This is a genomic window from Streptomyces sp. NPDC006711 (genome assembly GCF_042869775.1).
Lineage (GTDB): Bacteria > Actinomycetota > Actinomycetes > Streptomycetales > Streptomycetaceae > Streptomyces.
Genome location: NZ_JBIAGO010000015.1, coordinates 103,820 through 126,584 on the forward strand (window position 1 = coordinate 103,820; position 22,765 = coordinate 126,584).

Annotated in this window: 22 protein-coding genes and 2 pseudogenes; 12 read left to right on the forward strand and 12 right to left on the reverse strand. The window is 70.1% G+C overall.

The window, feature by feature from the left end; translation table 11 throughout:
- The 6 genes from ACFYM2_RS26020 to ACFYM2_RS26045 all read right to left on the reverse strand — a co-directional run bounded on the left by ACFYM2_RS26020 (position 1) and on the right by ACFYM2_RS26045 (position 2,343).
- On the reverse strand, positions 1-723 hold the full coding sequence (locus ACFYM2_RS26020) for an ABC transporter permease (protein WP_358999360.1): 723 nt from the start codon (positions 721-723) through the stop codon (positions 1-3).
- The gene (locus tag ACFYM2_RS26025; protein ID WP_388839550.1) at positions 720-1,436 is read right to left on the reverse strand and encodes an ABC transporter ATP-binding protein; all 717 of its coding nucleotides are present in this window, start codon (positions 1,434-1,436) and stop codon (positions 720-722) included. Before ACFYM2_RS26025 ends, ACFYM2_RS26020 begins: the two co-directional genes overlap by 4 nt.
- A gap of 31 nt (positions 1,437-1,467) precedes the next feature.
- Entirely contained in the window at positions 1,468-1,626 is a 159-nt protein-coding gene (locus tag ACFYM2_RS26030) for a hypothetical protein (RefSeq protein ID WP_358999354.1), read from the reverse strand.
- A 131-nt stretch (positions 1,627-1,757) separates the two neighbouring features.
- Entirely contained in the window at positions 1,758-1,904 is a 147-nt protein-coding gene (locus ACFYM2_RS26035; RefSeq protein WP_358999351.1) for a hypothetical protein, read from the reverse strand.
- A gap of 40 nt (positions 1,905-1,944) precedes the next feature.
- Positions 1,945-2,097 carry a hypothetical protein gene (locus ACFYM2_RS26040; RefSeq protein WP_358999348.1) on the reverse strand — a complete coding sequence of 51 codons (153 nt, stop codon included), beginning with the start codon at positions 2,095-2,097 and terminating at the stop codon, positions 1,945-1,947.
- A 72-nt stretch (positions 2,098-2,169) separates the two neighbouring features.
- A complete protein-coding gene (locus ACFYM2_RS26045) occupies positions 2,170-2,343 on the reverse strand; it encodes a hypothetical protein (RefSeq protein ID WP_358999345.1) in 174 nt (57 codons plus the stop codon).
- Between the two features lie 278 nt (positions 2,344-2,621).
- On the opposite strand from ACFYM2_RS26045, the gene mpaB reads away from it, so the two are divergent.
- The 5 genes from mpaB to ACFYM2_RS26070 are packed head-to-tail and all read left to right on the forward strand — an operon-like array spanning position 2,622 to position 8,269.
- Positions 2,622-3,740, forward strand: a complete 1,119-nt coding sequence (gene mpaB / locus ACFYM2_RS26050) for a daptide biosynthesis RiPP recognition protein (RefSeq protein ID WP_388839554.1) — start codon at positions 2,622-2,624, stop codon at positions 3,738-3,740.
- Positions 3,737-4,555, forward strand: coding sequence for a daptide-type RiPP biosynthesis methyltransferase (gene mpaM / locus ACFYM2_RS26055; protein ID WP_388839558.1), 819 nt, complete (start codon positions 3,737-3,739; stop codon positions 4,553-4,555). Before mpaB ends, mpaM begins: the two co-directional genes overlap by 4 nt.
- Entirely contained in the window at positions 4,552-5,820 is a 1,269-nt protein-coding gene (gene mpaD, locus ACFYM2_RS26060) for a daptide-type RiPP biosynthesis aminotransferase (RefSeq protein ID WP_388839561.1), read from the forward strand. The genes mpaM and mpaD overlap by 4 nt, the downstream gene beginning before the upstream one ends.
- Complete coding sequence (locus tag ACFYM2_RS26065; RefSeq protein WP_388839564.1) at positions 5,820-6,995, forward strand: iron-containing alcohol dehydrogenase; 1,176 nt, start codon at positions 5,820-5,822, stop codon at positions 6,993-6,995. Before mpaD ends, ACFYM2_RS26065 begins: the two co-directional genes overlap by 1 nt.
- On the forward strand, positions 6,992-8,269 hold the full coding sequence (locus ACFYM2_RS26070; protein WP_388839567.1) for a YcaO-like family protein: 1,278 nt from the start codon (positions 6,992-6,994) through the stop codon (positions 8,267-8,269). Before ACFYM2_RS26065 ends, ACFYM2_RS26070 begins: the two co-directional genes overlap by 4 nt.
- A gap of 18 nt (positions 8,270-8,287) precedes the next feature.
- Here the strand turns inward: ACFYM2_RS26070 and ACFYM2_RS26075 are convergent, their stop codons facing one another.
- Positions 8,288-11,098, reverse strand: a complete 2,811-nt coding sequence (locus tag ACFYM2_RS26075) for an AAA family ATPase (RefSeq protein WP_388839570.1) — start codon at positions 11,096-11,098, stop codon at positions 8,288-8,290.
- 898 nt (positions 11,099-11,996) lie between these two features.
- Here ACFYM2_RS26075 and ACFYM2_RS26080 point away from each other — a divergent pair.
- The 4 genes from ACFYM2_RS26080 to ACFYM2_RS26095 all read left to right on the forward strand — a co-directional run bounded on the left by ACFYM2_RS26080 (position 11,997) and on the right by ACFYM2_RS26095 (position 15,369).
- Positions 11,997-12,452 (forward strand): helix-turn-helix domain-containing protein, encoded by a 456-nt coding sequence (locus ACFYM2_RS26080; protein ID WP_388461168.1) that lies wholly within the window; start codon positions 11,997-11,999, stop codon positions 12,450-12,452.
- A 203-nt stretch (positions 12,453-12,655) separates the two neighbouring features.
- Complete coding sequence (locus tag ACFYM2_RS26085; RefSeq protein ID WP_358999339.1) at positions 12,656-13,045, forward strand: hypothetical protein; 390 nt, start codon at positions 12,656-12,658, stop codon at positions 13,043-13,045.
- Positions 13,042-14,163 carry an MAB_1171c family putative transporter gene (locus tag ACFYM2_RS26090; protein WP_388839573.1) on the forward strand — a complete coding sequence of 374 codons (1,122 nt, stop codon included), beginning with the start codon at positions 13,042-13,044 and terminating at the stop codon, positions 14,161-14,163. The genes ACFYM2_RS26085 and ACFYM2_RS26090 overlap by 4 nt, the downstream gene beginning before the upstream one ends.
- Positions 14,164-14,178: 15 nt before the next feature.
- Complete coding sequence (locus tag ACFYM2_RS26095; protein WP_358999333.1) at positions 14,179-15,369, forward strand: amidohydrolase family protein; 1,191 nt, start codon at positions 14,179-14,181, stop codon at positions 15,367-15,369.
- Positions 15,370-15,658: 289 nt separating this feature from the next.
- Here the strand turns inward: ACFYM2_RS26095 and ACFYM2_RS26100 are convergent.
- Positions 15,659-16,396, reverse strand: a pseudogene (locus ACFYM2_RS26100) (NADPH-dependent F420 reductase); the annotation flags it as partial.
- A 52-nt stretch (positions 16,397-16,448) separates the two neighbouring features.
- Entirely contained in the window at positions 16,449-16,661 is a 213-nt protein-coding gene (locus ACFYM2_RS26105) for an EF-hand domain-containing protein (protein WP_053726211.1), read from the reverse strand.
- A 199-nt stretch (positions 16,662-16,860) separates the two neighbouring features.
- Between ACFYM2_RS26105 and ACFYM2_RS26110 the strand changes: the two are divergent.
- From ACFYM2_RS26110 to ACFYM2_RS26120, 3 genes and pseudogenes are all read left to right on the forward strand, one after another.
- Positions 16,861-17,531: pseudogene (locus ACFYM2_RS26110) on the forward strand (GNAT family N-acetyltransferase).
- 228 nt (positions 17,532-17,759) lie between these two features.
- Positions 17,760-18,428 carry a tRNA-dependent cyclodipeptide synthase gene (locus ACFYM2_RS26115; protein ID WP_388839659.1) on the forward strand — a complete coding sequence of 223 codons (669 nt, stop codon included), beginning with the start codon at positions 17,760-17,762 and terminating at the stop codon, positions 18,426-18,428.
- Positions 18,425-19,615 (forward strand): cytochrome P450, encoded by a 1,191-nt coding sequence (locus ACFYM2_RS26120; RefSeq protein ID WP_388839576.1) that lies wholly within the window; start codon positions 18,425-18,427, stop codon positions 19,613-19,615. The genes ACFYM2_RS26115 and ACFYM2_RS26120 overlap by 4 nt, the downstream gene beginning before the upstream one ends.
- Before the next feature lie 55 nt (positions 19,616-19,670).
- Here the strand turns inward: ACFYM2_RS26120 and ACFYM2_RS26125 are convergent, their stop codons facing one another.
- From ACFYM2_RS26125 to ACFYM2_RS26135, 3 genes are all read right to left on the reverse strand, one after another.
- A complete protein-coding gene (locus tag ACFYM2_RS26125) occupies positions 19,671-20,855 on the reverse strand; it encodes a YncE family protein (protein ID WP_358999324.1) in 1,185 nt (394 codons plus the stop codon).
- A complete protein-coding gene (locus ACFYM2_RS26130) occupies positions 20,855-21,664 on the reverse strand; it encodes a polysaccharide deacetylase family protein (protein ID WP_350234781.1) in 810 nt (269 codons plus the stop codon). The genes ACFYM2_RS26125 and ACFYM2_RS26130 overlap by 1 nt, the downstream gene beginning before the upstream one ends.
- Before the next feature lie 407 nt (positions 21,665-22,071).
- Positions 22,072-22,575 carry an ATP-binding protein gene (locus tag ACFYM2_RS26135; protein ID WP_350232770.1) on the reverse strand — a complete coding sequence of 168 codons (504 nt, stop codon included), beginning with the start codon at positions 22,573-22,575 and terminating at the stop codon, positions 22,072-22,074.
- Positions 22,576-22,765: the final 190 nt, after the last annotated feature.

Genomic DNA, 22,765 nt, shown 5'->3' on the forward strand with positions numbered 1-22,765 from the left:
TCAGAGCGCCTCCGCCCCCTTCTCGCGCCTCAGCGCGCAGACGAGGCCGACCACGGCATACCCCGTCAGCAGCGCCGCTGCTGCCCAGGCGGGCAACGGCATGGTCAGCTCAGGGTCACGCAGCAGGGAGAGCTGGGCACCACCCGGAAGGAAACGCCCGAAGGACGGGGCAACGACGATCAGTACGGCCTCGATGCCGGTGGTGTAGACGACGATGGCCAGCACGGTGGCGACCTGGTTGCGGATCAGGTAGCCCAGCGCCACACCCCACGGCCCAGCGAATGCGCTGATCGCCACGATCATCACGGTGAGCCGGACCATATCGGCGTTGTACGTGGGCGGGTGACCGCCGATCACCGCCACCAGGGTGCTCGCAAGCGCCGACAGGACGCCCACGGGGATCCCCACGAGGAAGGAGACGACCGCCTTGGCGGCCAGCACCCGGCCCCGGCGGGGCGTGGTCAGGTACGTACGGGTCCAGGTGCGATGCCGGTACTCGCCAGTCACCAACAGGGCGCCTGCGACCGTGGCGAAGAGCAGACCGGCGAATCCCTGCCGGACGATGGACTCGGCCGCCTCCGCGCCGGTCGTGCCCTGGTCGGCGACCGTCCCTACGGTGCCGACCCCGGCCATGACGATCAGGGCGAGGCCGGTGCCGACGGTGTACAACAGACCACGCCCCGCCAGCAGTTTGCGGAATTCGCCGGCCAAGTCGTTGTTCACGCCGCCTCCTTGTCGAGAACGCTGTGGAATGCCTCTTCCAGAGACGTCTGGTGTTCCTTCGCCATCAGGGCGCTGATCGGCCCGGCGTAGCGCACGCTGCGGTTCAGCACCACGACGTCGTCGGCCGTCCGCTCGATCTCGTCCATGCTGTGACTCGATACGAGAACCGCCCCGCCGCTGTCGGCGAAGCTCCGGAGGAAGCTCCTGAGCCACCGGATGCCGTCCGGGTCGAGTCCGTTGGCGGGTTCGTCCAGGACCAGCGCGCGAGGGGAACCGAGGAGCGCGCAGGCCAGCGACAGACGCTGACGCATGCCCAGGGACAGCGCGCTGATCCTCCGGCCACGGGCATCGGTGAGATCCACCGTGTCCAGCACGTCGTCCACGGTGGTGAACGGCACCCCGATGGACCGGGCGACCAGCCGTAGTTGGCCGACGACAGTAAGGGCGGGGTGCCCGGGTACATCGGTGACGGCCGCGCCGATGACCCGGGTGGGAGCCGGTAGCTCCTGGTAGGGGACCCCGTCCACGAGTGCGGTCCCGGATGTGGGCGCGGTGAGTCCCAGCAGCATTCTGAGAGTGGTCGACTTGCCCGAACCATTGCGGCCCACCAGGGCCGTGACCGAGCCGGCCGGCACGTCGAAGGACACACCGTCCACGACTCTGCGGGAGTCGTAGACCTTGATCAGGTCTTTGCAAACAATCGTTGGTTCCACACCGTTGACTTTCCGAACGGGGCCGTGGGGCTCAGCTCTTGCGTGCGAGGAGGCCCCATATGGCGGCGATCTCGACGACGACCAGTGCCCACAGGCCGACTTGTAGTGCTCCTTCGCTGCGTCCGGCGAATCCGGCGGTGGCCAACAGAGCGGCACTGAACGCGGCGACGTATGCGTAACGGTTCTTCATGGACCAACTCACTGAAAGAGGAGAGTTTCTGACTTCTCTTCGAGTCTAAGCGGAGCTCTTTGGCGGCCCAGAAGCAGCCTGCCCGGTGGCCGGAAGCGGAGTTCCAGCCGCTCCCGGCCGCCGGGGATTCATCAGGTGATGCTCAGGCCTATGACGAAGGCGGCGCCGCCGGCCGTGGTGACCTGGACCACATCGTTCCAGCTGGGTGCGTCGAGAGAGTCGAGCTCCTCGACGGTGAAGTCCGTGGACTCCATGGCCTCAAAGGTTTCCTGGTTCATTTTGGTTTTCCTCGCGTTGGTGGTGAAAGGGTGGGTCGGATCAGGTGAGCGCGACCGCGCCGGCGATGCCGCCGACAATGCCCACGCCCGCGGCAAACCCGTCCATGAAGCCCGGGGCGTCCAGCTCCTCCATCGCTTCGACCGCGAAGTCGGCGGTAGAAGTGGCGGCGAAATCGTCACATTCGATCTGCATCAATCTCTCCTTGTTGTGCGGCGGAAAAAGTCTTCGCCCAGTGCAACGCCGGGCAGGTCAAGACAGGTCAGGTCAGGTCAGGGCGATGCCGGCGGTCACGCCGCCGCCGATCGCGGCGCCCAGCCAGGTCTCCTTGTCCCAGCCAAGAAAGCCGGGGGCGTCCAGCACCTCAAGCTCCTCGACGGTGAAGTCGAGCGCGAAGGCAGCCTCGGTGTTCGCGACAAGGGAATCGGAAACAGCGTTCATACGGTCCTCCTAGGACTCTTTGATGCGTCCTCATCCTTGCTCGGAGGGAATGACCTGGGAAGGGTTTTCCGCCGACCCTTCGGCCAGGACTGTGTGGCGCGGACCGTACGGATACGGCTGGGCAAAGAAAACCCTACGGTCGGACGCCGCCAACACCGTGGTGCGGCGTCCATGCGCAACTCCCGTCCTACGTCCGGCGACAGAGAAACACTTCGGTTGTTCACCGGCCCGGCCCGGTGTACTCATTGATCAACGCATTTCGTAGAGAAAGGTTGACCGTGGAGGACATCGAAACCAAGGACTCGCGATGCCGGAAGGAAACCGAAAACGCCGTACGGCTGAGTTCCTGGTTCGCCGGCGAGGAAGGAGCGCCGGCGGCGGCCGCGCATTCGATCCTTGTTCAGTCCGGGGGCGATGTCCGTGCCGTACTGAATGCGGGACTGGCGGCCTCCGGTGCTCATGTGTTCTCCGACGCTCCGTCCTGCGCCGTCGAAGGGGCGGACATCCAGCACGTGACGGTCGAGGGGGAGGTCGAGCTCTCCGGTGACGAACTGATCGTGTCGGGCAACCTCTACGTCCAGGTCTTCGACTACGGCTCCCTCCCCTACCTTTCGGTGGCGGGCCCGACGGTTGTCCGAATGACCTGTCCCGAGGACTACGAGGCGTTCCTCGCCGATGCCGACCGTGCCGTGCGGGAGGGCGACTGGGCCGAGGGCCTGGCTCACCCCTCCGTGCAGCTCGCGGACGTGCGCACCCTTGCCGCGCCGGACCAGGACACCGGTCTGGGGCGGCTCTACATCACCTCCGACGGTCAGGTCCGCACCGGCATAGGCGGCGCCGGCCTGGGCGCTGTCGGCGCCGGAGCCACCGCCGTGCAGGCTGCCCTGGACACGTACGCGGGCGATCCGTCGCTCGACTCCGTGGTCCCCCGGCAACTACTGAGTGCCGGTGCCGCCGAGCGCCCGTGGCTGGGGCGCTACGTCCGTGCGCTGGATGTCCGCCGCCGACTGGCCCGCAAGCACGGAACCGACATCCGCGTCTCCGGGTTCGGCGGCCGTTTCACCCCTGAGCTGCCGAGCCGACCCGTAGAGGCCGCCGACCAGCCGCTGCTGCTGGAGATCTCCGGTGACACCTACGCAGTCCGCGCGGGCGACTGCCGGCTGTTCCGGATGGGCAGGGGCTCGGCTCGACTCCTGGAGGTCTTCTCCACGCTCCGCACGGCGGGTACCACGGACGTCACCGCCGAGGCGGCCATGGACGAGGCAGCGGCCCGCGCAGGTCGTCTGCTGGGCATCCCGGCCGACGAGGCACTGCGCGCGTACGCCGCCGTGGCCGCCCACCTGGCCTCCACGGCCCCCATTCCCGGCCTTTCCGACGCGACGGGCGGCCGCGCATGACGACCCGGCCCTCCCCGGCACCCGCGCTCCCCGGCCTCGCCGGCCAGATCGCCGAGGCGCTGGGAAAGTCCCTCACCGTCGCCGAGTTGTACGGACCGGTGGGCGGCCCCGTCTACCACGAGCTCACCGCCGACGACACCAACGAGGTGCGGGACCTCCTCGCCCTGCTGCGCCCCCGGCGCGGACCGGTGCTCGAACTCGCATGCGGCTCGGGCCGGTTGACCGTTCCGTTGCTCGCCGCGGGCCATGAGGTCACCGGGGTCGACACCTCCAAGAGCCTGCTGTCCACACTCCGTGCCCGGATGACCGAACCCGCCGCCCAGCGGCTCAGCCGTCGGCTGACTCTCGTCGAAGCCGACATGTGCACCCTCGACCTGGGCCGCTCCTTCAGTACCGTCCTGCTCGGCACCACCACCATCGGCTTGGTGCCCCCGCACCGGCGGCCTGACTTCTTCCGCCGGGTGCACGACCATCTGGAGCCCGAAGGCGTCTTCGTCCTCAGCGCCCACGCACCGTCCGCCGGGGCGGACGGCGGTCCCGGGGACACCCTCCGGCCGTGGACCACGCCCGGCGCGGTCAACTTCCTCATCGAGCGGGCCGACACCGACCGCGAACAGCGCCATGTAGCCATTCTCCGGGTGTCCGACACGGGATCACCGCTGTTGCTGACGTCCACCGTGCACGTACCGAGCACCAAGGCCCTCACCGGCGAACTCACCGGGGCGGGCTTCGTCGTCGATGCTGTCCAGCCGGCTCGCCCGACGACTGCGGCACCCGCCGAACTGAGCATTGTCATCGCGAGGAGGACCGCATGAGTCCCGAGTCCCCCTACCCCCTCTGGGAGTCCCTGCTGCCGATCAGGGACCAGGGCCGGCTGGAGCGCCGGGCCGTCGGAGCCAAGGGCTCCAGGCTGCGCTTCGCCGACGGGAGCGAGGTTCTTGACGCCACCAGCGGTCTGTGGAACGTCAACATCGGCTACGGCAATGGCGCCATCGCCGAGGCGATAGCCCAGGCCTGCCGGGACGCTTCCTATCTGAACCTGTTCCGCTACTCCCACGCCTACGCCCTCCGGGCGGCCGGGGACCTTGTCACCGCCGCGGGGCCCGCGTCCTACCGGCGCGTCGTCTTCTCGACCTCCGGCGGCTCCGCGAACGACCTCGCCATGAAGATCGCCCGGCAGTACGCGGTGCTGCGGGGCCAGCCCGAACGCCGCCTCGTGGTCGGTCTCAAGGGCAGCTACCACGGTCTGACGTACGGTGCGCACGCACTGACCGGGGAGGCTCTCGGACAGCAGATGTACGGGGTGGACCTGCGAAGTGTCCGGCACGTGGACCCCTCCCGGCCCGAGGAGCTGGAGCGGTTCATGAAACGTCACGGCCCGCAGGTCGCATCGCTGGTGTGCGAGCCGGTCCTCGGATCGGGCACCCACGCCCTGTCCGCCGACTTCATCGAAGCCATGCTGGCGCTGCGGCGGGAGTACGGATTCCTGCTTGTCGCCGATGAGGTGGCCACCGGTTACGGGCGCACGGGCCCGCTGTTCGCCAGCTTCGGGTGGGCCGAGTCCCCGGACCTGCTGCTCACGTCCAAAGGCCTGACCAACGGCACTTCTGCCGCGTCGGCCGTCCTCGTCTCCCACGGGATCGGCGAGGTGTTCGAGGAGCGGGACGCCGTGCTGCTGCACGCCGAGACCCAGGCAGGCACGCCGGCCTCCTGCGCGGCGATCACCACGACCCTGGAGCAGTTCGACGAGCTGGACGCGCTCGAGGCAGGGGCCCGGACCGGGGACCGGCTCGGCCGGCTGCTGGCCGAACTGACCGATCGGGTACCCGCCGTGCACCACACCAGCGGCCTGGGTTGCTTCCGTGCGGTACACCTGCGTGACGCGGACGGCGCACCGTTCGACGAGCAGGCCGTGCAGCACACCGTCGCGGCGATCCGCAGCCATGGGGCACTGGTATATCCAGGCCCCGGCTGCATCCAGCTCGTCCCGATGCTGACCAGTACCGAGCAGGACCTGTACGACCTGGCCGGCGCGCTCTCCCGGGGGCTGAGCGAGGCGAGCAGCCGGGCGGGGCACTGATGACGGTGGGTGAGCGCCCCTCGCTGCCGGCGGTCTGGCAGCGCGTCACCCGGGTGCATCTGGGCGCGGGCGCCGCCGCCGCGGCGCTGGCCGAGGCGCGCCCCGGCCGCACGCTCCTGGTCTTGGACGCCCGGCAACCCGCCTTGCTCGACCTGGTCGCACCGGTGCTGCGGGCCACCGGCACGAGCGTGGTCCGGCTCGACCCCGGGGCGTGCGATCTGGAGACGAGCATCGAGCTGGCCGAGCGGCTGCGGGACAACGACCGCGTGGTGGCGGCGGGTGGTGGCTCCGTAATGGACGCGGCGGCCCTTGCCCGCCTGTTCGCCGCCGCCCCCGACACTCCGGGTCGGATCCGGCTCGGCGGCGGGCGCCCCGGCCTGATCCACGGCGCGGCAACGCCATCGGGCCCGCACCGCGGGCTGATCGCCGTGCCGACGACCGTGGGCACGGCAGCCGAGGTCAGCGCCGCCGCCACCGTCCTCCTCGACGGCCGCCGGAAGCTGGTGATGCATCCGCTGCTGGCCGCCGATGTCGCGGCCCTGGACCCGGCGGCGACCCGCACCCTGCCCCGGTCCGCCGTCCGCGAAGGCGCACTGGAAGCAGTCCTGCGGGTCTGCAACGGCTACCTCTCACGGCCCGTGGGCCACTGTCCGCCGACTGCCGACTCCGAGGCCCGGGACCTGCTGCGGGACCTGGTGCGCGCGACCGTGACAGAGCGGCCGGCCCAGGACATCGCGGAGCTCAGCGTGCGGACCATTCTTGGCTTCGCCATGGTCGGCAGGGACACCTTCGCCGGAAAGGTCTGGTATCTGGCGAACGAGCTGTCGTCCGCCACCGGCGTACGCAAGATGCAAGCGACGGTCGCTGTCGTACCGGCCGTCTGGTCACGCGTGCTGAACGGTGATACGCGGTTCGGCGAAGCGGACCGGCTCCTGGACGGGTGGGCCGCGATCCGTGCGGCCCACCACGAACTCCCCCACGACCCGGTCCAGGGGATCATCGCGCTGGCCCGGTCGTGGGGCGTCACACCTGTCTTTCCCACGGGCCCTGCCCCCGCGGCCCTGGCCGCCCGAGCGGTGCGCGCGTGGGGCGCCGGGCTGCCCATGCTCGACGGCTTCAGCACCCACGAACTCACCGGCCTCTACGCCGAGGCCCTTCAGGGAGTCCTCAAGTGATCGATTTCTCCGCCACGCTCGCTCCTGAGAACGGCCTGGTCAGCTCCCGTGCCATCCGCCCGCCACGGCCTCCGGCCGAGCCGTTGTGGCAGGGCCTCGCGGAACTGCACCGGGACCGCACCGGCGTCCCGGAGGAGCCGGCGGCGGTCCTCAGTCCCCTGGTGGTGGGCGCCTACGGAATCTCACCGTCCGACACCGTGACGCGTGCCGCGGGTGAGGCGGTGGAGCGCTTCGCGCTCTGTCCGGTGCCCGGCGAGGGAACCCTCTCCCGACTCGACGGCCTCGGTGCCGGGGCACTCGACCCGACGACCGCGCATGCGCGGCTCGCCGCGCCGTACACGGCCCGGCGGGCACTTCGCTGGTATGCGGCGGAGCGGCTGTGCGACGGCGTCCCCCTGCACGTTCCGGCCGGGCTTGTCGACTATCCCGCGTCGCCCGAGGACGCCGAGGGGTTCGACCCGTCGCCCTCCGGCGCCGCGTCGGGCGGTTCGCGGGAGAGCGCCCTGCTGTCCGCGCTGCTCGAAGTGGTCGAGCGCGACGCCTTCCTCACCGCGTGGGCGCACCAACTGCCGCTGCACCGCATCGACCCGGACCGGTTCCTCGCCGAGGCGCCGCGCACTCCCGGTATGCGGCGGTTCCGCCAGGCGCTGGCCGCGGCCCGAGCCACGGGGCTCTCCCCTGTCCTCGCCCGGGTTCCCACCGATGTCCCAGGTGTCACCTGCACGGTGGGGATCGTCATCGACGGGGCCGGCGACCAGCAGCTCGCCGCGGTCGGGGCGAGCGCCTCCGGAGATCCCGGCGTCAGTGCGGTCAAAGCGCTCCAGGAAGCTCTCCAGATCCGCTCCGCCCTGCGGCTGGTCCAGGAGCGGAGCCCTGCCACGGCGCCCTCCCCGTATCCGCGCAACGACCTGGAACGCGCCCAGTACTTCGCGTCGGCCCAGGGCGTACGGTCGGTGGAACGCTGGGCCGCCGCCTTCCTCCCGGCCGGGCCCGCCGAGCCGCCGGCCACGGCTGTTGCTCTCACGGCCCGGGGCATCATCGACGCCCTGCACCGACAGGGCGCCTCGCCCGTCGCGGTCGATCTGACACACCGGCTGCCGGACCGGATCAGGGACATGGGGTGGCAGGCCGTCAAGGTGATTCCCGTCGGGCTCCAGTCCCTGCGCATGGACGAAACGCTGGAGTTCACCCGGCACCACGAACGGCTGGGTGCGGTGCGGGCACGGCTCGGGCTCGACGCCGACGCCGGTCCCGAACCGCATCCCCTCATCTGACCGACCGGACGGGCCGAATCAAGCCGCCGCCTCAGTGCCGAGTGTCCGGGTCAGGTCCGTGCGGCAGCTGATGCCCAGCTTCCGGTAGACATGCGTGAGGTGGAACTCGACTGTGCGCTGCGCGACATAGAGCCGGCCCGCGATCTCCTCATTGCTCAGCCCCTGAGCGGCGAGCTCGGCGACCCGCCGCTGGCCAGCGGTCAGGGCTCGCGGCCCGACCTGGGAGAACCTTCGGGGGCGCGCACCCGTCGCGACCAGCCTCTGATACGCCTCCTCCGCGGACCGCCGCGCCGAGGCCTCCTGCGCGAAGCCGAGGGCGCGGCGCAAGGTCTCGCGCGCGGCCTCGGTCCGGCCGGTCTCATGCAGAGCGTTCCCCTGGGCGATGAGCGAGCGGACGAGTTCCAGCCGGCCGGAGGAGCCGTTCAGCAGGGCGACCGACTCCTCCAGGAGTCCTGCGGATCCGGCTCCCGGGCCGATGGTCGCGGCTGCTGGGCCGGTGGTCGCGGCTGCTCTGAGGCTCCTGGCCAGAGTCAGGGGCGCGCCCCACTTCCGGGCCAGGACGAGCTCCTCCGTCGCGAGGCGGTGCGCTTCGTCGTACCGCTGGTGCTGCTGGTGCAACACGGCGGCCTGGGAACGCCAGGGGATGCGGCCCGGGTTGTCGCCCCCGTACTTGGCGAGCATGCGCCCGCACTCCTCCAGGTCGTGCAGCGCGGCCCGGTTCTGTCCCCCGGCGGCGCGGAGCTGACCGCGGGCGGCCAGGTAGTAGGGCCGGAGCCAGTGCTCGGATGCGTACCGGAAGCGGTTGTCGTCAGCGATCCGGGATGCCTCCTCCAACCGGCCGCTCTCCACCAGGGGCGCGATGGCGGCGGCCGCCACAAAAGGCCCGTAGGGGTGTGGGCCGGGCAGCAGGGCCAGCGCCTCTCCGGACTCCCGCACCGCGCCGGGCAGATCGCCTGTGCGATACCGGACGTGAGCGATCTCGGCGTGCAGGACCGCTCGCGTCGCCGGCGGATGGCCGTCGAGTCTGGAGGCAATGACAGCATTGGCCCAGTGGTGGGCGGACTCAAGGCGGTCGGCGTGTCTGAGCACACTGATCGCCAGGGTCGCGGCCCAGATCTGTTCCTCGTCCGGGTCGAAGGTGCGCAGTGCCTGTTCGGCCGATCCGGCCGCCCGGTCCGCGCCGGTCAGCGTCATGGAGGCGTGCAGGGCGCTCGACGCGAGGAGCATCCGCTCCCCGGGGGTGGCTCCGGACACGGCGGCCAGCGACCGCCGCCCGAACACCTCGTTCGTGTGCGGCGGATCCGTCGGTGAAGGCGCTTGCGAGGCGGCCCCGGCGGCCAGCGCCGATACGGCACGTTGTCCCAGCACCCGGTGCAGGGATTCGGTGTCGCCCGGGGGGATCTCAGCGGCAAGACGGTCGAGGAGATCCACCGCCCGTCGGGCCTGTCCGCAACCCACCAGGCCTTCGGCGAGAAGCGGGACGCCGCGCGTGCGCTCGGCCAGGTCCTCTGTGAGCTCCACTCCCTCGGTGAGGTGCCGGACCGAGGAGGTGATGCCGAAATTCGCTTCGATGGCGCCCAACTCGATGAGCAGAGCGGCCCGTTCATGCTGGGAACCTGCTGTCTGCACCGCGCGGCGCAGGCAGGAGACGGCGGTCTCCACCGAGCCGCGGGCCGACGCTTGCCGAGCGGCCGCCCGCAGGACGTCGGTCTGCCACTGTTCACCGGTGGCTTCGCTCGCCATGATGTGCGCGGCCACCCGCTCATGCGGCTCCCCGTCGGCGAAGAGGACATGCGCGGCGCGGGCGTGGATGGCGGAGCGCTCCGCGATGGAGAGGTCAGCGGTGATCGCGTCGCGGACGAGCGGGTGGACGAACCGGCGCGAACGATCGTCGCGCAGCAGTCCGATCCGTTCCAGGACCGTGAGCGAAGAGGTGATCTTCCGGATGCTCAGCCCCGTCAGTCGCCGCAGCAGGTCCGGGTCCGTGTCATCACCGAGCAGGGCGAACATGCCGGCCACGCGGGAGACGTCCGCCGGATAGCGGGCCAGCCACTTCAGGAGCGTGGACACCATCGTGTGGAGGGCCGCGTCGGCCGCACGCGGCAGGTCCTCGGTCGTCGGAGTGATTCCCGACCGTGCGAATTCCCGCAGCATCAGCAACAGGAGTTTCGGGTTCCCCCCGCTCAGGGCGTGGCATTCCCGGACGAAATCCACGTCCGCCGGCGACCCCAGCATGGTGGCCGTCAGGCCGGCAACGGCCGAGACCGGCAGCGGTGCCGGCTCGATCACCCGGCACACCGAGTGGAGAGCGAGTTCGGCGGTCAGCGCCTGATGGCCGGACGCCGCATCCCGGTCCGAGGAGAGCAGCACCAGCATGGGGATATCGATCAAACGCCTGGCAAGGAAATCGATCCATTGCGCCGACTGAGGATCCGCGTGATGAAAATCGTCCACCGCAATAAGGACCGGAGCGCGCTCCGCAATACGAACAGACTGCTGGAACAGCTCGTCGAAAACACCGAAAAGCCCGGCCGGCGAAAGCGGTTCGTCGACACGGTTCGCCGCAGATGCCGTCCGGAACAACTGACGGGCGAGCCCGAGCGTGAACTCTCGTTCCAGCACACTTCCCTGCGCACGCAGCACCGTCATTCCCTGCGCCTGTCCGTGCCGGGCCAGACGGTCCAGCAGGGCAGTTCTACCCATCCCCGAGGCGCCTTCGACCAGGGCGACCCCCGGCCTCCCCGCCTGCGCGTCCTCCAGCATGGACAGCAGCTCCGCCAGCTCTCCATCCCGGCCGGCAAGAGCCGGATCGGAAACCTCACCGATCATCGGTCTCCCCCATGCAATTACCCCCATTGCCCCGTCCCCTTCGGTCAATTTGGGCAGAAAAAATTACTGCAATTTATGGTCGGGATCAAGCCTATTGAGGGCGATCGCGCGAGTCAACTCGGCCACAAAGGAAATGGAGTCCTTGACTTGCGTTGTGAGCCGCTCCTATTTCCACAGCGGCGAGATCACCGCTCAGGTGGTGGAGGGTCTTCGCTTTCTCGCCTCTCCGCCCGCACCGGAGGTGCCGCCGCGTCGGCGCCCAGCGGCGCCCGGGCCGGCAGCCCCTTCCGCCAAGTTGCCCGCCCACGCCCATCGACGTCATGGCGGAGATCAAGCAGAGCGGCCTTCCTCGCGAGGGGACTTCGACGCCCCACCACTGCCCCGCGACCCGACCGGCCACCGAAGGCTCCGGGGGCTCCCCGCCCCGCCTGCCCCTCCAGTACTTCACACTTCTTCACTTGTGTTGGCCGCAGCACCTTTTCCGGAGTTCAACGACCCCGGACACGGGGTACGGCCGGGGCGCCATCTCGTGGCCTCCGACCGGAGCGACCGCCGATCACCCGTCGGCCCAACACGACCCGGCCCCAATTTCCCCAGGGTGTCAGCCGGTGTCGGCACGGGCGCGGCCGTTCACTGTACGGCCGGACCCCGCACCGGAGTTCACCCCCGCGCCGACCCGGCACCGCGACAGCGCCCGGCGCTGGACACCCCCGTTGGCCCAGCCCCGGACACCCGTCGACAGGCACGGTCATTTTCACTCACGTGAATGCCGCTGCACCCAGATCTTCTCACGTCAGTGGAAGCTACGGCCACCATCTCCACTGTGATGAATCTAGCTCGGAGCCCAAAATTCCACTCAGGTACTGTGGAGGGGTACGTCCAGTGGAGAGGGGGAGGCGTGAGCGAGCAGACGCCCCGCAGCCTTGCCGACAAGCTCAACCGGCTGTTCGAGAGCATCAGGCCGCCCGACGGCCACGAGTACAGCAACGAACAGGTGGCGGACGGCATCAGCAGGCAGGGGCTCACCACGATCTCCCAGAGCTACGTCTGGCAGCTGCGCAAGGGGAAGAAGACCAACCCCACCATCAGCCACCTCCGGGCACTGGCGGACTTCTTCGGAGTTCCCGTCGCCTACTTCTTCGACGACGGGGCGGCCGGCGAGGTCGAGGGGAAGCTCAAGGCTCTGGAAGCCCAACAGGCCCGTATGAAAGAGGCCATGGGCGGTGGCGATGTGAAGCTCATGGCAATGCGGGCCGGCGAGCTCTCTCCCGAGCGGCGCAAGCAGGTGATGGACCTCCTGGATGTCGTCTACAAGTTGGAGCAGGTAGAGCGCGGTGACGACATGAGCGGCTGACAGCACCGGAACGAACCGTTGTTGACAGTAAGGCAGGAAAGGGGGATTCATGCCGCATTCAGTCAGGAGAGATCCATTTGAAGGAGCGAGAGCTTCGACGCCGCTGTAAACGGGAACTGCGGGCCCTGAACATACAACCGCCACTCCGAGTGGACGCACTGTGCCAGGAGCTCGGCGAGCAACGAGGGCGCCCCATTCGGCTCGTGCCTCATCCGCTTCCCATGCCGGGCCCGTTCGGCTGCTGGATCGCGACGCCCACGACCGACTACATCCTGTACCAACGGGAAACCAGCAAGACCCACCAGGACCACATCATCCTGCACGAAGTGGGTCACATCCTGGCCGACCACGAAGGCGTCGACACCGACGCCGACTTCCTTCAGACGGCCATGTCCGGGCTCTCGCCGGACACCGTCACCCGCGCTCTGCGACGCACCTCGTACGACGAGGAGCACGAGCGCCAGGCGGAGCTGGTCGCCACGATCATCCTCGAATGGGCCTCGGTCCTGGACCGGGTGACGCCCCGCCCCGTCGCCGATCCATCGGTGAACCGCGTTCAGACCGCCCTGGGCGACCGGTGGGGGTGGCTGTGACCGCCGTGATGTTCCTGACGGCCGGGCTGTTCCTGCTGGCGGTGCTCTGGAAGGTCTACCAGCTCGCCCAAGCCCCCCGCGACCGCACGCTCCAAGCGGTTACCGCCTGTCTCATCTGCGCGGCCGGCTCATTCTCCACGGGGTTTCCGCCCGAGAAGCGCGCCCTCAACGCAGCGCTGGGGGCCGGCGCGGCAAGCCTGTTGTCGAACGTACTGCTCCTCGCCGCGGTGTACTCCCTGCTGACGTTCTACCTGCACTCCGCCGCAAACCGAGGCCGGGCGGCTCGCCGTGCCCGTCTCGAAGCAGTGCCCCTGGTGGTGACCGCGGTCGTCATCACGGTCGCCACCCTCACCACTCCGGCCGAGGTGCGCGGCCTCCCCTACGCACAAGCCGACCTGCGCACACCACAAGTGGCGGTGTTCTTCACCGCCGCCCAGCTGTATCTGGTCTACGCGTTCGCGACCACCGCCCTGTGGACCGCCCGCTATGCACGGATGTCGCAGCGACCCGCCACCATCGGCCTGTGGATGACCGCCGGCTCCCTGGCAGGCATGGCCACAGGGAATGCTCTCCGTGTAGTGATGGACCTGATCGGCCTGGGGGGCAGTTCTGCTCCGGCGGGGCTGTCCCACAGCGCGGCGCTGCTGTTCCTGCTCGCGGTGCCGGCTTTCGTCGCCGGGCTGAGCTACCCCGGCATCGCCATGCGCCTGGCGAATTTCCGGATCTGGCGACAGCACCGCCGGACCTATCGGAACCTTCGCCCGCTGTGGGTCCTGCTGCACGACGCGTTTCCGCAGGACGCCCTGAGCCGGACGCCGGGAGGCAGGTGGCGCGAGGCGATACGCGTGCGGGGGGTGCACCGCAGTTACTACCGACGCGTCATCGAGTGCCGTGACGGTTTGGTCCGGGTGAGCCCGTACCTGGCACAAGTGGGCATCGAGGACGGGGCCACGCCCCGGGCCGTGGCAGCGCACCTGCGCACAGCCCTGAGCGCGCAAGCAGCGGGCATTCCCGCGACGACCGAGGCGCTGGCGGTAGCGCTTCCGGGCGAGGACAGCATCGACGCCGACGCACAACAGCTGGTTGCCGTGGCCGACGCTTTGGTGAAGACGGCTTAGGAGTTCGAAGAGTTCATGAGTGACGTACTGATCACAGCAGCCCGAGTGCTCACCGGCCCCGGTGGAGAGCATGTCGAGGACGGCGCCGTCCTGGTGCGGGCAGGGACCATCACGGCCGTCGGTCCGCGCGCCGCGGTCGAGGCCGTGACACCCAATGGCGTCGCGAGGCAGGACTTCGGGGACGCCACGGTGCTGCCCGGCCTCATCGACTGTCACACCCACCTGGCATTCGACGCGAGTTCGGACCCTGTGGCGGCCTTGCAGGACACCGACGACGAAGCCCTCTTGGAGGGCATGGCCGTACGAGCACGGCAGTTGCTCGGCAGCGGAGTCACGACGGTGCGCGACCTGGGCGACCGGAACGGCCTCGCCCTGCACCTGCGCGACACGATCGCGGAGGGCGCCCTGCCCGGTCCGCGCATCCTCTCGGCAGCGACGCCAGTGACCTCGCCCGGAGGTCACTGCTGGTTCCTCGGCGGCGAGGTCGAAGGGGCGGACGCCATCCGTGCCCTGGTACGGCGCAACGTGGAGGCCGGGGCCGATGTCATCAAGGTGATGGCCACCGGTGGCGGGCACACCCGCGGCGGACCGGCGATCTGGCAGAACCAGTTCAGCCAGGACGAACTCCGGCTCGTCGTCGAGGAGGCCCGCCGGGCCGGGCTGCCCGTCGCCGTCCACGCCCACGGCACCGCGGGCATCGAGGCAGCCGTGGCCGCGGGCGTGAGCACCATCGAGCACTGCACGTGGATGGCCGAGGACGGCGGCTTCGACCTCCGCGAAGAACTTGTGGACAAGATCAAGGCCGCCGGGATCCACGTCTGCACCGCCACGAGCCCCAACTGGCGGGCATTCGCCGAGCGGGTCGGCCACGAACGCGCCGAACAACTCTTCACGTCCATGCGCTGGATGGCGAAGCTCGGCGTGCCGATGATCGCCGGCACGGATGCCGGCGTGACGCGAGCCGTCTTCGACAAGTTCGTCAACAGCCTGGAGTTCTACCAGTACTTGGGCATCCCCGTCGCGAAGATCATCGACATGGCCACGGTCGACGCCGCGCGGGCTCTGGGTATCGGAGCCGAGACCGGCCGACTGGCCGTGGGGTGTCGAGCCGACGTCCTCGTCGTCGACGGCAATCCCCTCGACGAGTTGGACGCCCTCCGGCGCGTACGCCTCGTCCTGGCTGGAGGCCGGCCCTTCCGGAGCTGACGCGCGCGGGAGAGGGTCGGGGTGGGAGTCTGTTGGGCCGATGAGACCACGATGCCGTCTGATCTGCGTGGATGAGGACCCCGGCACGCGTACGACTGTTGCCGCGAGCTGCGGCGACCTGGACCCTCCCCGAGCTGAGCTGCCGCCGGCTCACAGTCCCTCCGGCCTCAGGACCGGATGGCGGCGCCTGATCGCGGCGCGCCGCTGGCGGCCGGTACGGGAAGACGGCCGCCGCGGCCTCGCCGGCAACATCATCGAGCGCTGAGATCCGCCCCACCGCTCACCCCGTTCAGAAGCTGTGAGCGGCCGGCCTCTCCCTGGGGGCCGCCGCCAGGGCCTCGGTGACCTCCTTGACGCCGCCGCGCAGGCCGTAGACCGGGGTCGCGGGCTGCTGGCGCCAGGAGTCGTCGATGCCGCCCGCGTCCACGGAGTCGAAGCCCAGCTCGTCGACGAGTTCGCGTACGAGCTGCTTGGCCGCCGCGTCGTCGCCGGCCACCGGCAGGGCGACGCGCTCGGGGTCGCCCGCAGGGCGCGGGCGCTCCAGGAGGTCCTGCGCGTACGTGCCGTTGAAGACCTTGACGACCGGGTGGCCGAGGTGCTGCTCGGTCCAGCGGCTCTCGGTGAGGCCGTCGGTGTCCTCGATCGCGTCGATCCGGCCGTCGCGCTCCTTCGGGTAGTAGTTCCCGGTGTCGATGACGACGACGTCGTCGGCGGCCTTGTCGAACAGGCCCTTGGGCAGGTCGGGAACGTTCTTGAGCGGGACGGTCACCACGACGACCCGGGCGCCGTCGGCCGCGTCCTCGACGGTGACCGCGGTGGCGCCGGTCTCCTCGGCGAGCGCGGAAAGGGTGTGTGGGCCACGGGAGTTGGCGACGGATACCTGGTGACCGAGCGCGGTGAGGCGGCGGGTGAGGTTGCCGCCGATGTTGCCCGCGCCGATGATGCCGATCTTCATGAGCTGGCCTTTCCGGAGATGTGCGTTGACACGCTCCGGAAACCGGCGGGTACGGCGGGTTATTCCGGCCCGGCACCGGTGGCGCGCCGCACGGGCGGACGTACGCCACCGGAGCCGGTGGGGATCACTTGTTCAGGGACGCCCAGAACTCCTCGAAGGAGAGCTTGCCGTCGCCGTTGGCGTCCTTGGCCTTGATGATGGCCTGGGCCACCGTCTCGGTGACGTGGAAGTCGCCCAGCTGCGCCATGACCGCCTTGTACTCGCTCGCGGTGACGCGTCCGTCGCCGTCGATGTCGAGCTTCGCGAACGCCTTGCGCGCCTCTTCGATGTCCGCCACTGGGTCCACCCCTTTGTTGGTGCTACTGCTTGGTGCGTTTCTAACGCGGGTCAGATTAGCCGCCCATCCGACCGCTCGACGCGGCGGCCGACCCTTGGCGGGCGCCCACCGCGCCGCAAGCCCGCGCGGTGACGCGTGGGAAAGTTGGGTTTCCGGTGGGCGGGGGCTCACCGGTACGAGCAGAGGAACGGGGACGGCGATGCGTGAAGCGCTCGGGGACATTCTGGCGGCGGCGGCCGCTGGCCGGTTCCCGCCTACGGACGGCGGCACGACGCTGGTGGCGCAGCCGGGGCCGCGCGACGCCGGGGTCCTCGCCTTCACCGCCCATTCGGTGATCTTTCTGGACGAGGATCAGATGGGGGTCCCCCCTGCTCCTTAAGAGCTTGGGGGAGGGTCAGGGACACGCTGGCCCGGACGCACGCCGATCCGCTCGGCGCCTCGATGAACCCCGGCTTCCTGGCCGCCCTGATGGCCCGCACCGGCCGGTCGATGAACTGTGTCGACCTGCTGACCTGCGCCCCCGCGCTGCCGGGCGAACCGCCCCTGGCGCTGCGGGAGATCGAGGATCCGGCGCACCCCCGGGTCGCGCGGGCCCTGAAGTTCCGGGACGACGTACGGGTGTGGGCGGCGGACGGCGGCGTCCTGATACTCGGACGCGGGGTCGCGGGCCGCTGGGAGGTCGCCGTCGAGCTGGACGAGCAGGCGCGGGGCCGGGGACTCGGCGTCCAACTCGCCCTCGCCGCACGGCACTTGGTGCCGGACGACGTGCTGTGGGCGCAGCAGTCGCCGGGCAACGCGCGCAGCGTCCGCACCTTCCAGGACGCCGGTTTCCGGCCGGTCGGCTCGGAGGCCCTGCTCCTCGCGCACTGACCGTCCGCGCCGCCCGAGGGGCCCCTGACCTGACTGTTCGCCATACACGGAGGACGGTTTTCCGCCCGTCAAAGAGGAATTCGCGCCAACCTCACATCGCCGCTTCCTCACGCTCCGCCACCACGGGATAACTTCTCGCTGTCGCCGCCACACCGGGAGCACAGGGCTCCCAGGGACTAGCGGCGCTGGGGCGTTACAGCCGTGGCCATCACCACTGAAGCATTCACCGTGCGGCCGTTCACACGAAGTTGCCACCACATATGGGACGAGGGCGATCACGTCCTCATCGGTGTGAGTCCGGGGAACAGCTATTTCAGCGCCGGCCGCATCACCGAACTCGTCCGCTGGGCTTCGGCACGGTTCTCCCGGATCGACGTCGTGTACGCCGACCTCCACGTCGCCGAGCTGTTCGGCGCGCTCGGCTACGAGGAGGACCACGCGGCACGCCGCGCCTCGAAGGAGCTGAAGGCGGTGCGCCGCCGGATCGTGCGCGGCGTCGAGGAGGCCGGCCCGCACGGCACCCCGGTCGGCGTGCACGGGCTCTCGGAGTTCGCGGGGAACCCGGTGTACCAGCTGCTGCACCGCCGGGTGCGGCACGTCCTGGCGACCGAGCCGGCCTTCCGCGCGGCCTGCGAGCGGATGGCGGCGCACTTCCTGTCCACGAAGGCGGGCGGCCCGGGCCCGAGCGAGCGCCAGCTCTCCGCCTGCCTCGATTACATCGCCGCGGAACTCCCCTTCTTCCTGGACACCCCCGGCATCCTCGGCGTCCCCTCGTCGGTGTCGTGCTACCACGCGCCGATCCCGCTGACCGACCTCCTCTACGCCAAGGGCGGCGGCCTCCTCGCCTCCCGCAACCAGGCCTACGCCGTGGTGCGCCCGGAAGGAATCGCCGCATGAGCCCCGAGCCCGTCCTGGACTTCCCGCTCTCTCGGCGCGGCGACGTGCTGCCCGAGGAGTGCGCATGGCTGCGCGACAAGCAGCCGGTGGCCCGGGTACGCACCCTCACCGGCGACCCGGCCTGGCTGGTGAGCAGCCACGCGCTGGCCCGTCAGGTCCTGGAGGACGAACGCTTCAGCCTCAAGGACACCGCGGGCCCCGGGGTCCCGCGCCAGTACGCGCTGACGATCCCGCCCGAGGTCGTCAACAACATGGGCAACATCAACAGCGCCGGGCTGCGCGACGCCGTGATGAAGTCCCTCAGCCCGCGCGCGGATGGCCTGGCCGGGCGGATGCGCGCGCGGGCCGACTCCCTGGCCGACGCGCTGCTGGCCGAGGGACCGCCGGCCGATCTGCGGGCGGGGTTCGCCGACCCCTTCTCCGCGGCCCTGCACTGCGACGTGGTGGGGGTTTCCTTCAGCGACTGGCGCCGGCTCATGTCCGGGCTCGACGTGGCCTTCATGACCAGCGCCCACACCTTCGAGGGCGCGGGCCTGAACTGGTACAAGGACCTCGGCTACATGGTGGAGCGGCTGAACGCGCCCGACGTGCCGCCGGAGAGCCTGCTCGGCCGGCTCGGCGCGCTGCGCGAGGACCGGGAGTCGGCGCACCTGACCGACGAGATGCTGGCCACGGTCGCGGTCTCCCTGTTCGGCGCGGGCGCCGTGTCCACCTCCTCCTTCCTGGTCCTCGCGGTGCTCGCCCTGCTCCAGCACCCGGAGCTGATCGGGTATCTGCGCGAGCACCCCGAGCGCATGGACCGGGCCGTGGAGGAGCTGCTGCGCTGGAACCTGTCGATCGGCGACGGACTGCCCCGGCTCGCGCTCGCGGACGTGCGGCTGGGTGAAGTCCTCGTCAAGAAGGGCGAGTTGGTGCTCGTCCTGGTCGAAGGCGCCAACTTCGACCCGGAGGTCTTCACCGATCCCGGACGCCTCGACCTCGACCGCGCGCACAACCCGCACCTGTCGTTCGGCGCCGGGCGCCACTTCTGCCCGGCCACCGGTCTCGGCCGGCTGCACGCGCGGACGGCGCTCGCGGCCCTGGTGGAGCGGCTGCCGGGGCTGCGCCTCGCGGTCCCGGCCGAGCAGTTGGTGTGGCGCACGGGCTTCATCAAGCGCCTGCCCGAGCGGCTGCCGGTGCTGTGGTGAGCGTGCGGCGCCCCGGGGCTCAGGGACTCCGGGGCGCCGCACGGTCCCGCCGCGCTCAGCGGAAGATGCCGGTGTGGCCGAGCGAGTACCGGCCGGGCTGGGGGTAGACGGCGAGCCCGTGCGGGCCCGAGCCCACCGGGATGCGGGCCAGTTCCTTGCCGGTGGCGGTGTCGATCGCGTACACCTCGGCGTTGTAGCGCCCCGAGAGCCACAGCACCTTGCCGTCGGCCGAGACGCCGCCCATGTCGGGGCTGCCGCCGTCCGGCAGTTCCCACTTCTTGGTCAGCTTGTTCCGGGTGAAGTCGAAGATGGAGATGGTGCCCTCGCCCCGGTTGGAGATGTACATCTCCTTGGAGTCGCGGCTGACGTACAGGCCGTGGCAGCCCTTCCCGGTGGGCAGCAGGGTCGGCTTGGAGAACTTGTCGCCGTCCAGGACCCACATGCCGTGCGCCATCATGTCGGCGACGTAGAACGTTCTGCCGTCCGGGGACATCTTCACGTCCTGCGGCATCGCCCCGTCGAAGGGGAGCTTCTGCTGCCCCACGATCTTCATCTGTTCGGTGTCGACCTTGAGCAGTTCGCCGGAGAACTCGCAGGAGACGATGAAGTACCGCCCGTCCATCGAGAAGTCCGCGTGGTTGACGCCCGCGCAGCTCACCGGGACGGTCTTGACGCGGTTCATGGTGACCGGGTCGCGGAAGACCAGCTCGCGGTCCATCGAGGCCATCACGACGGCGTACTTGCCGTTGGGCGTGAAGTAGAGGTTGTACGGGTCGGAGACCTGCACCGTGCGTCCGGTCTTGCCGGTGGCCGGGTCGATGGCGGTCAGCGAGTCGCCGAGGTCGTTGTTGACCCACAGCGTCTTCATGTCCCAGGACGGCACGACGTGCTGCGGCTGGTGGCCGACGCGAATGGTCTCGATGACCTTGTAGGTGGCCGGGTCGATCACGGAGACCGTGTTCGAGTTGGTGTTGGGCACGTACACGCGCGGCAGGAAGTTCTTGACCGCGGGCTGGAGCGCGTTCGGCCGGTCCGCCGCGTAGGCGTCCTTGGGGTCCAGGACGGGCGGCATCCCGGGCAGGCCCTGCGGCACGGTCTTCTTGGCGACGGCGGGCGGCGGGGCCGCCTTGGTGCTCATCGCCTCGTCCTTGTGGCCCGACCCCGACCCGCAGCCGGCGAGTGCCGCGAGCAGGGCGGCCGCCGAGAGCAGCGCGGTGGTCGTCTTCGTTACGGTCGGCATCAGATCAGCAGCTCCGTGGTCGTGACCGCGCGCAGTCGGCGGCGTTCCAGTTCGGCGAGGAGGACGGGGAGCGCGGCGACCGTGTCCGCATAGCCGAAGTGCAGGCTCACCACCGATCCGTCGCGGATCTGCCCGGTGACGTTGCGGGTGACGGCCGAGGCGCCGGGCGAGGTGAAGTCGAGCGAGTCGACGTCGTACGACAGCACGTGCGGGTAGCCGGCCCGCCGGGCCAGCTTCTGGACGAGCGGCGTCGCGTACTGGGTGCGGGAGGGCCGGAACCAGGTCCCGATGGAGCCGGTGAGGCGGCGCAGCCGGTCCGCGCAGCCGGTGATCTCGGCGTACGCCTCCTCCTCGTCCATGGCGGAGATGTCGGTGTGGTGCAGGGTGTGGTTGCCCAGTTCGTGGCCGCCGTCCAGGATGCGGCGGGCCATCGCGGGCTGCTCGTCGAGCCAGGTGCCGACGGCCAGGACGGTGACCTTGGCGCCGGCCTTCTCGGCCTCGCCGAGCAGGGTGGTGGCGATCTTCGGGTCGCCCTGGCCGTGGAAGGTGAGCGCGACCTGGGGCCGGCCCCTTGGTCCGCTGCTGATCTGGACCGGCTGCCCGGGGAAGGCGCGCGGGGCGGGCGCGGGGCGGGGCGCGTGGGGGCGGGCGGCGGCCGCCGCGGAGGCGGACGGCGGCGTCGGGGAGCCGGACGGCCGACGGCCCTCCGCCTCCCGCGAACAGCCTGCCGTCAGCGCCCCCGCGATGGCCGCGCCCGCCCCGGCGCGCAGGGCGCCGCGGCGGTCGACCGCGCGGGGTGATGGATTCAGCACATGGACATTTAAGTGCGCCGACGTGCGGTTCGTAATGATTGACCCATTTAAGGACCTTTGCGGGTCGCGCCCGCCGGGCCCCGCCCCGAGCCCTGCCACTCGATGATTCACTCATCCCGGTCGATAGTTATTCATGCTTTAGAAGGTGCGTGCTGTAGCTCACCTACGATTCACAGCTAAACTGTGAGGGTTCGTGGGGCTATGTCCGTATACGGACTTTTGATGATGGGCCGCCCATCTGTCATAGTCGGAGCCACGACCCCCATTGACCCGGGCCAGGTCGTCTTCAGCGCCGGTGATCACACCCCCCTTCAGATCGCCGGCGCCCCACAGAAGCCCCCGAGGCGCCGCATCCGGCCGCCAGGGGGCTTCTGTGATGTCCCGCCAGGGGCTTTTCCGTGACGTCAGCGGTCGGCGACCCGCATCTCGAACCAGGTGGTCTTGCCGCGCGGCAGCAGATCCACGCCCCAGCGGTCGGACAGCTTGTCGACGAGGAACAGCCCCCGGCCGCTCACGTCGAGTTCGCGCACCGGCATCAGACAGGGCAGCCCGCGCGAGGGATCGCGCACCTCGATCCGGATCCAGCCCCGGCGGCGCAGCATGCGCAGACCGAAGACGCGGGCCCCGGTGTGGCGCACCGCGTTGCCGACGAGCTCGGAGACCAGGAGCACCGCGTGCTCGGCGAGCGTGGGCGACAGCGCCCACTGGCGCAGCACCACGGACTGGGTGATCCGGCGGGCGCTCGCGGCGGACTCGGGGCGCGAGGGCAGCCGCACCTCGCCCTCCGTCGGATTCCCGAACAACTCCAGCGCCTTGAGCGCCAGTTCGTCGTCGGCGGACGGCATCCATCGCGCCGCGGTCGCGCTCACGCGCTGCGCCGGTTGTTCCACACCCTCCAGCCCCGCCATGCCACCATCATGGCGGCCCGGGGCGGACTCCGGGGGCGTTCCGAGGTAATCGCCCCTGCGGAACGTGACATTCCGCAGGGGCGTCGTGGCATATGACAGAGGCAGCGGAGAGGCGTACGCACCATCGTTGACCTGCGATGACGTGACGCGTTCGCATGATCACGAAGCGTTCCGCAGAGGTTTTCCTTAA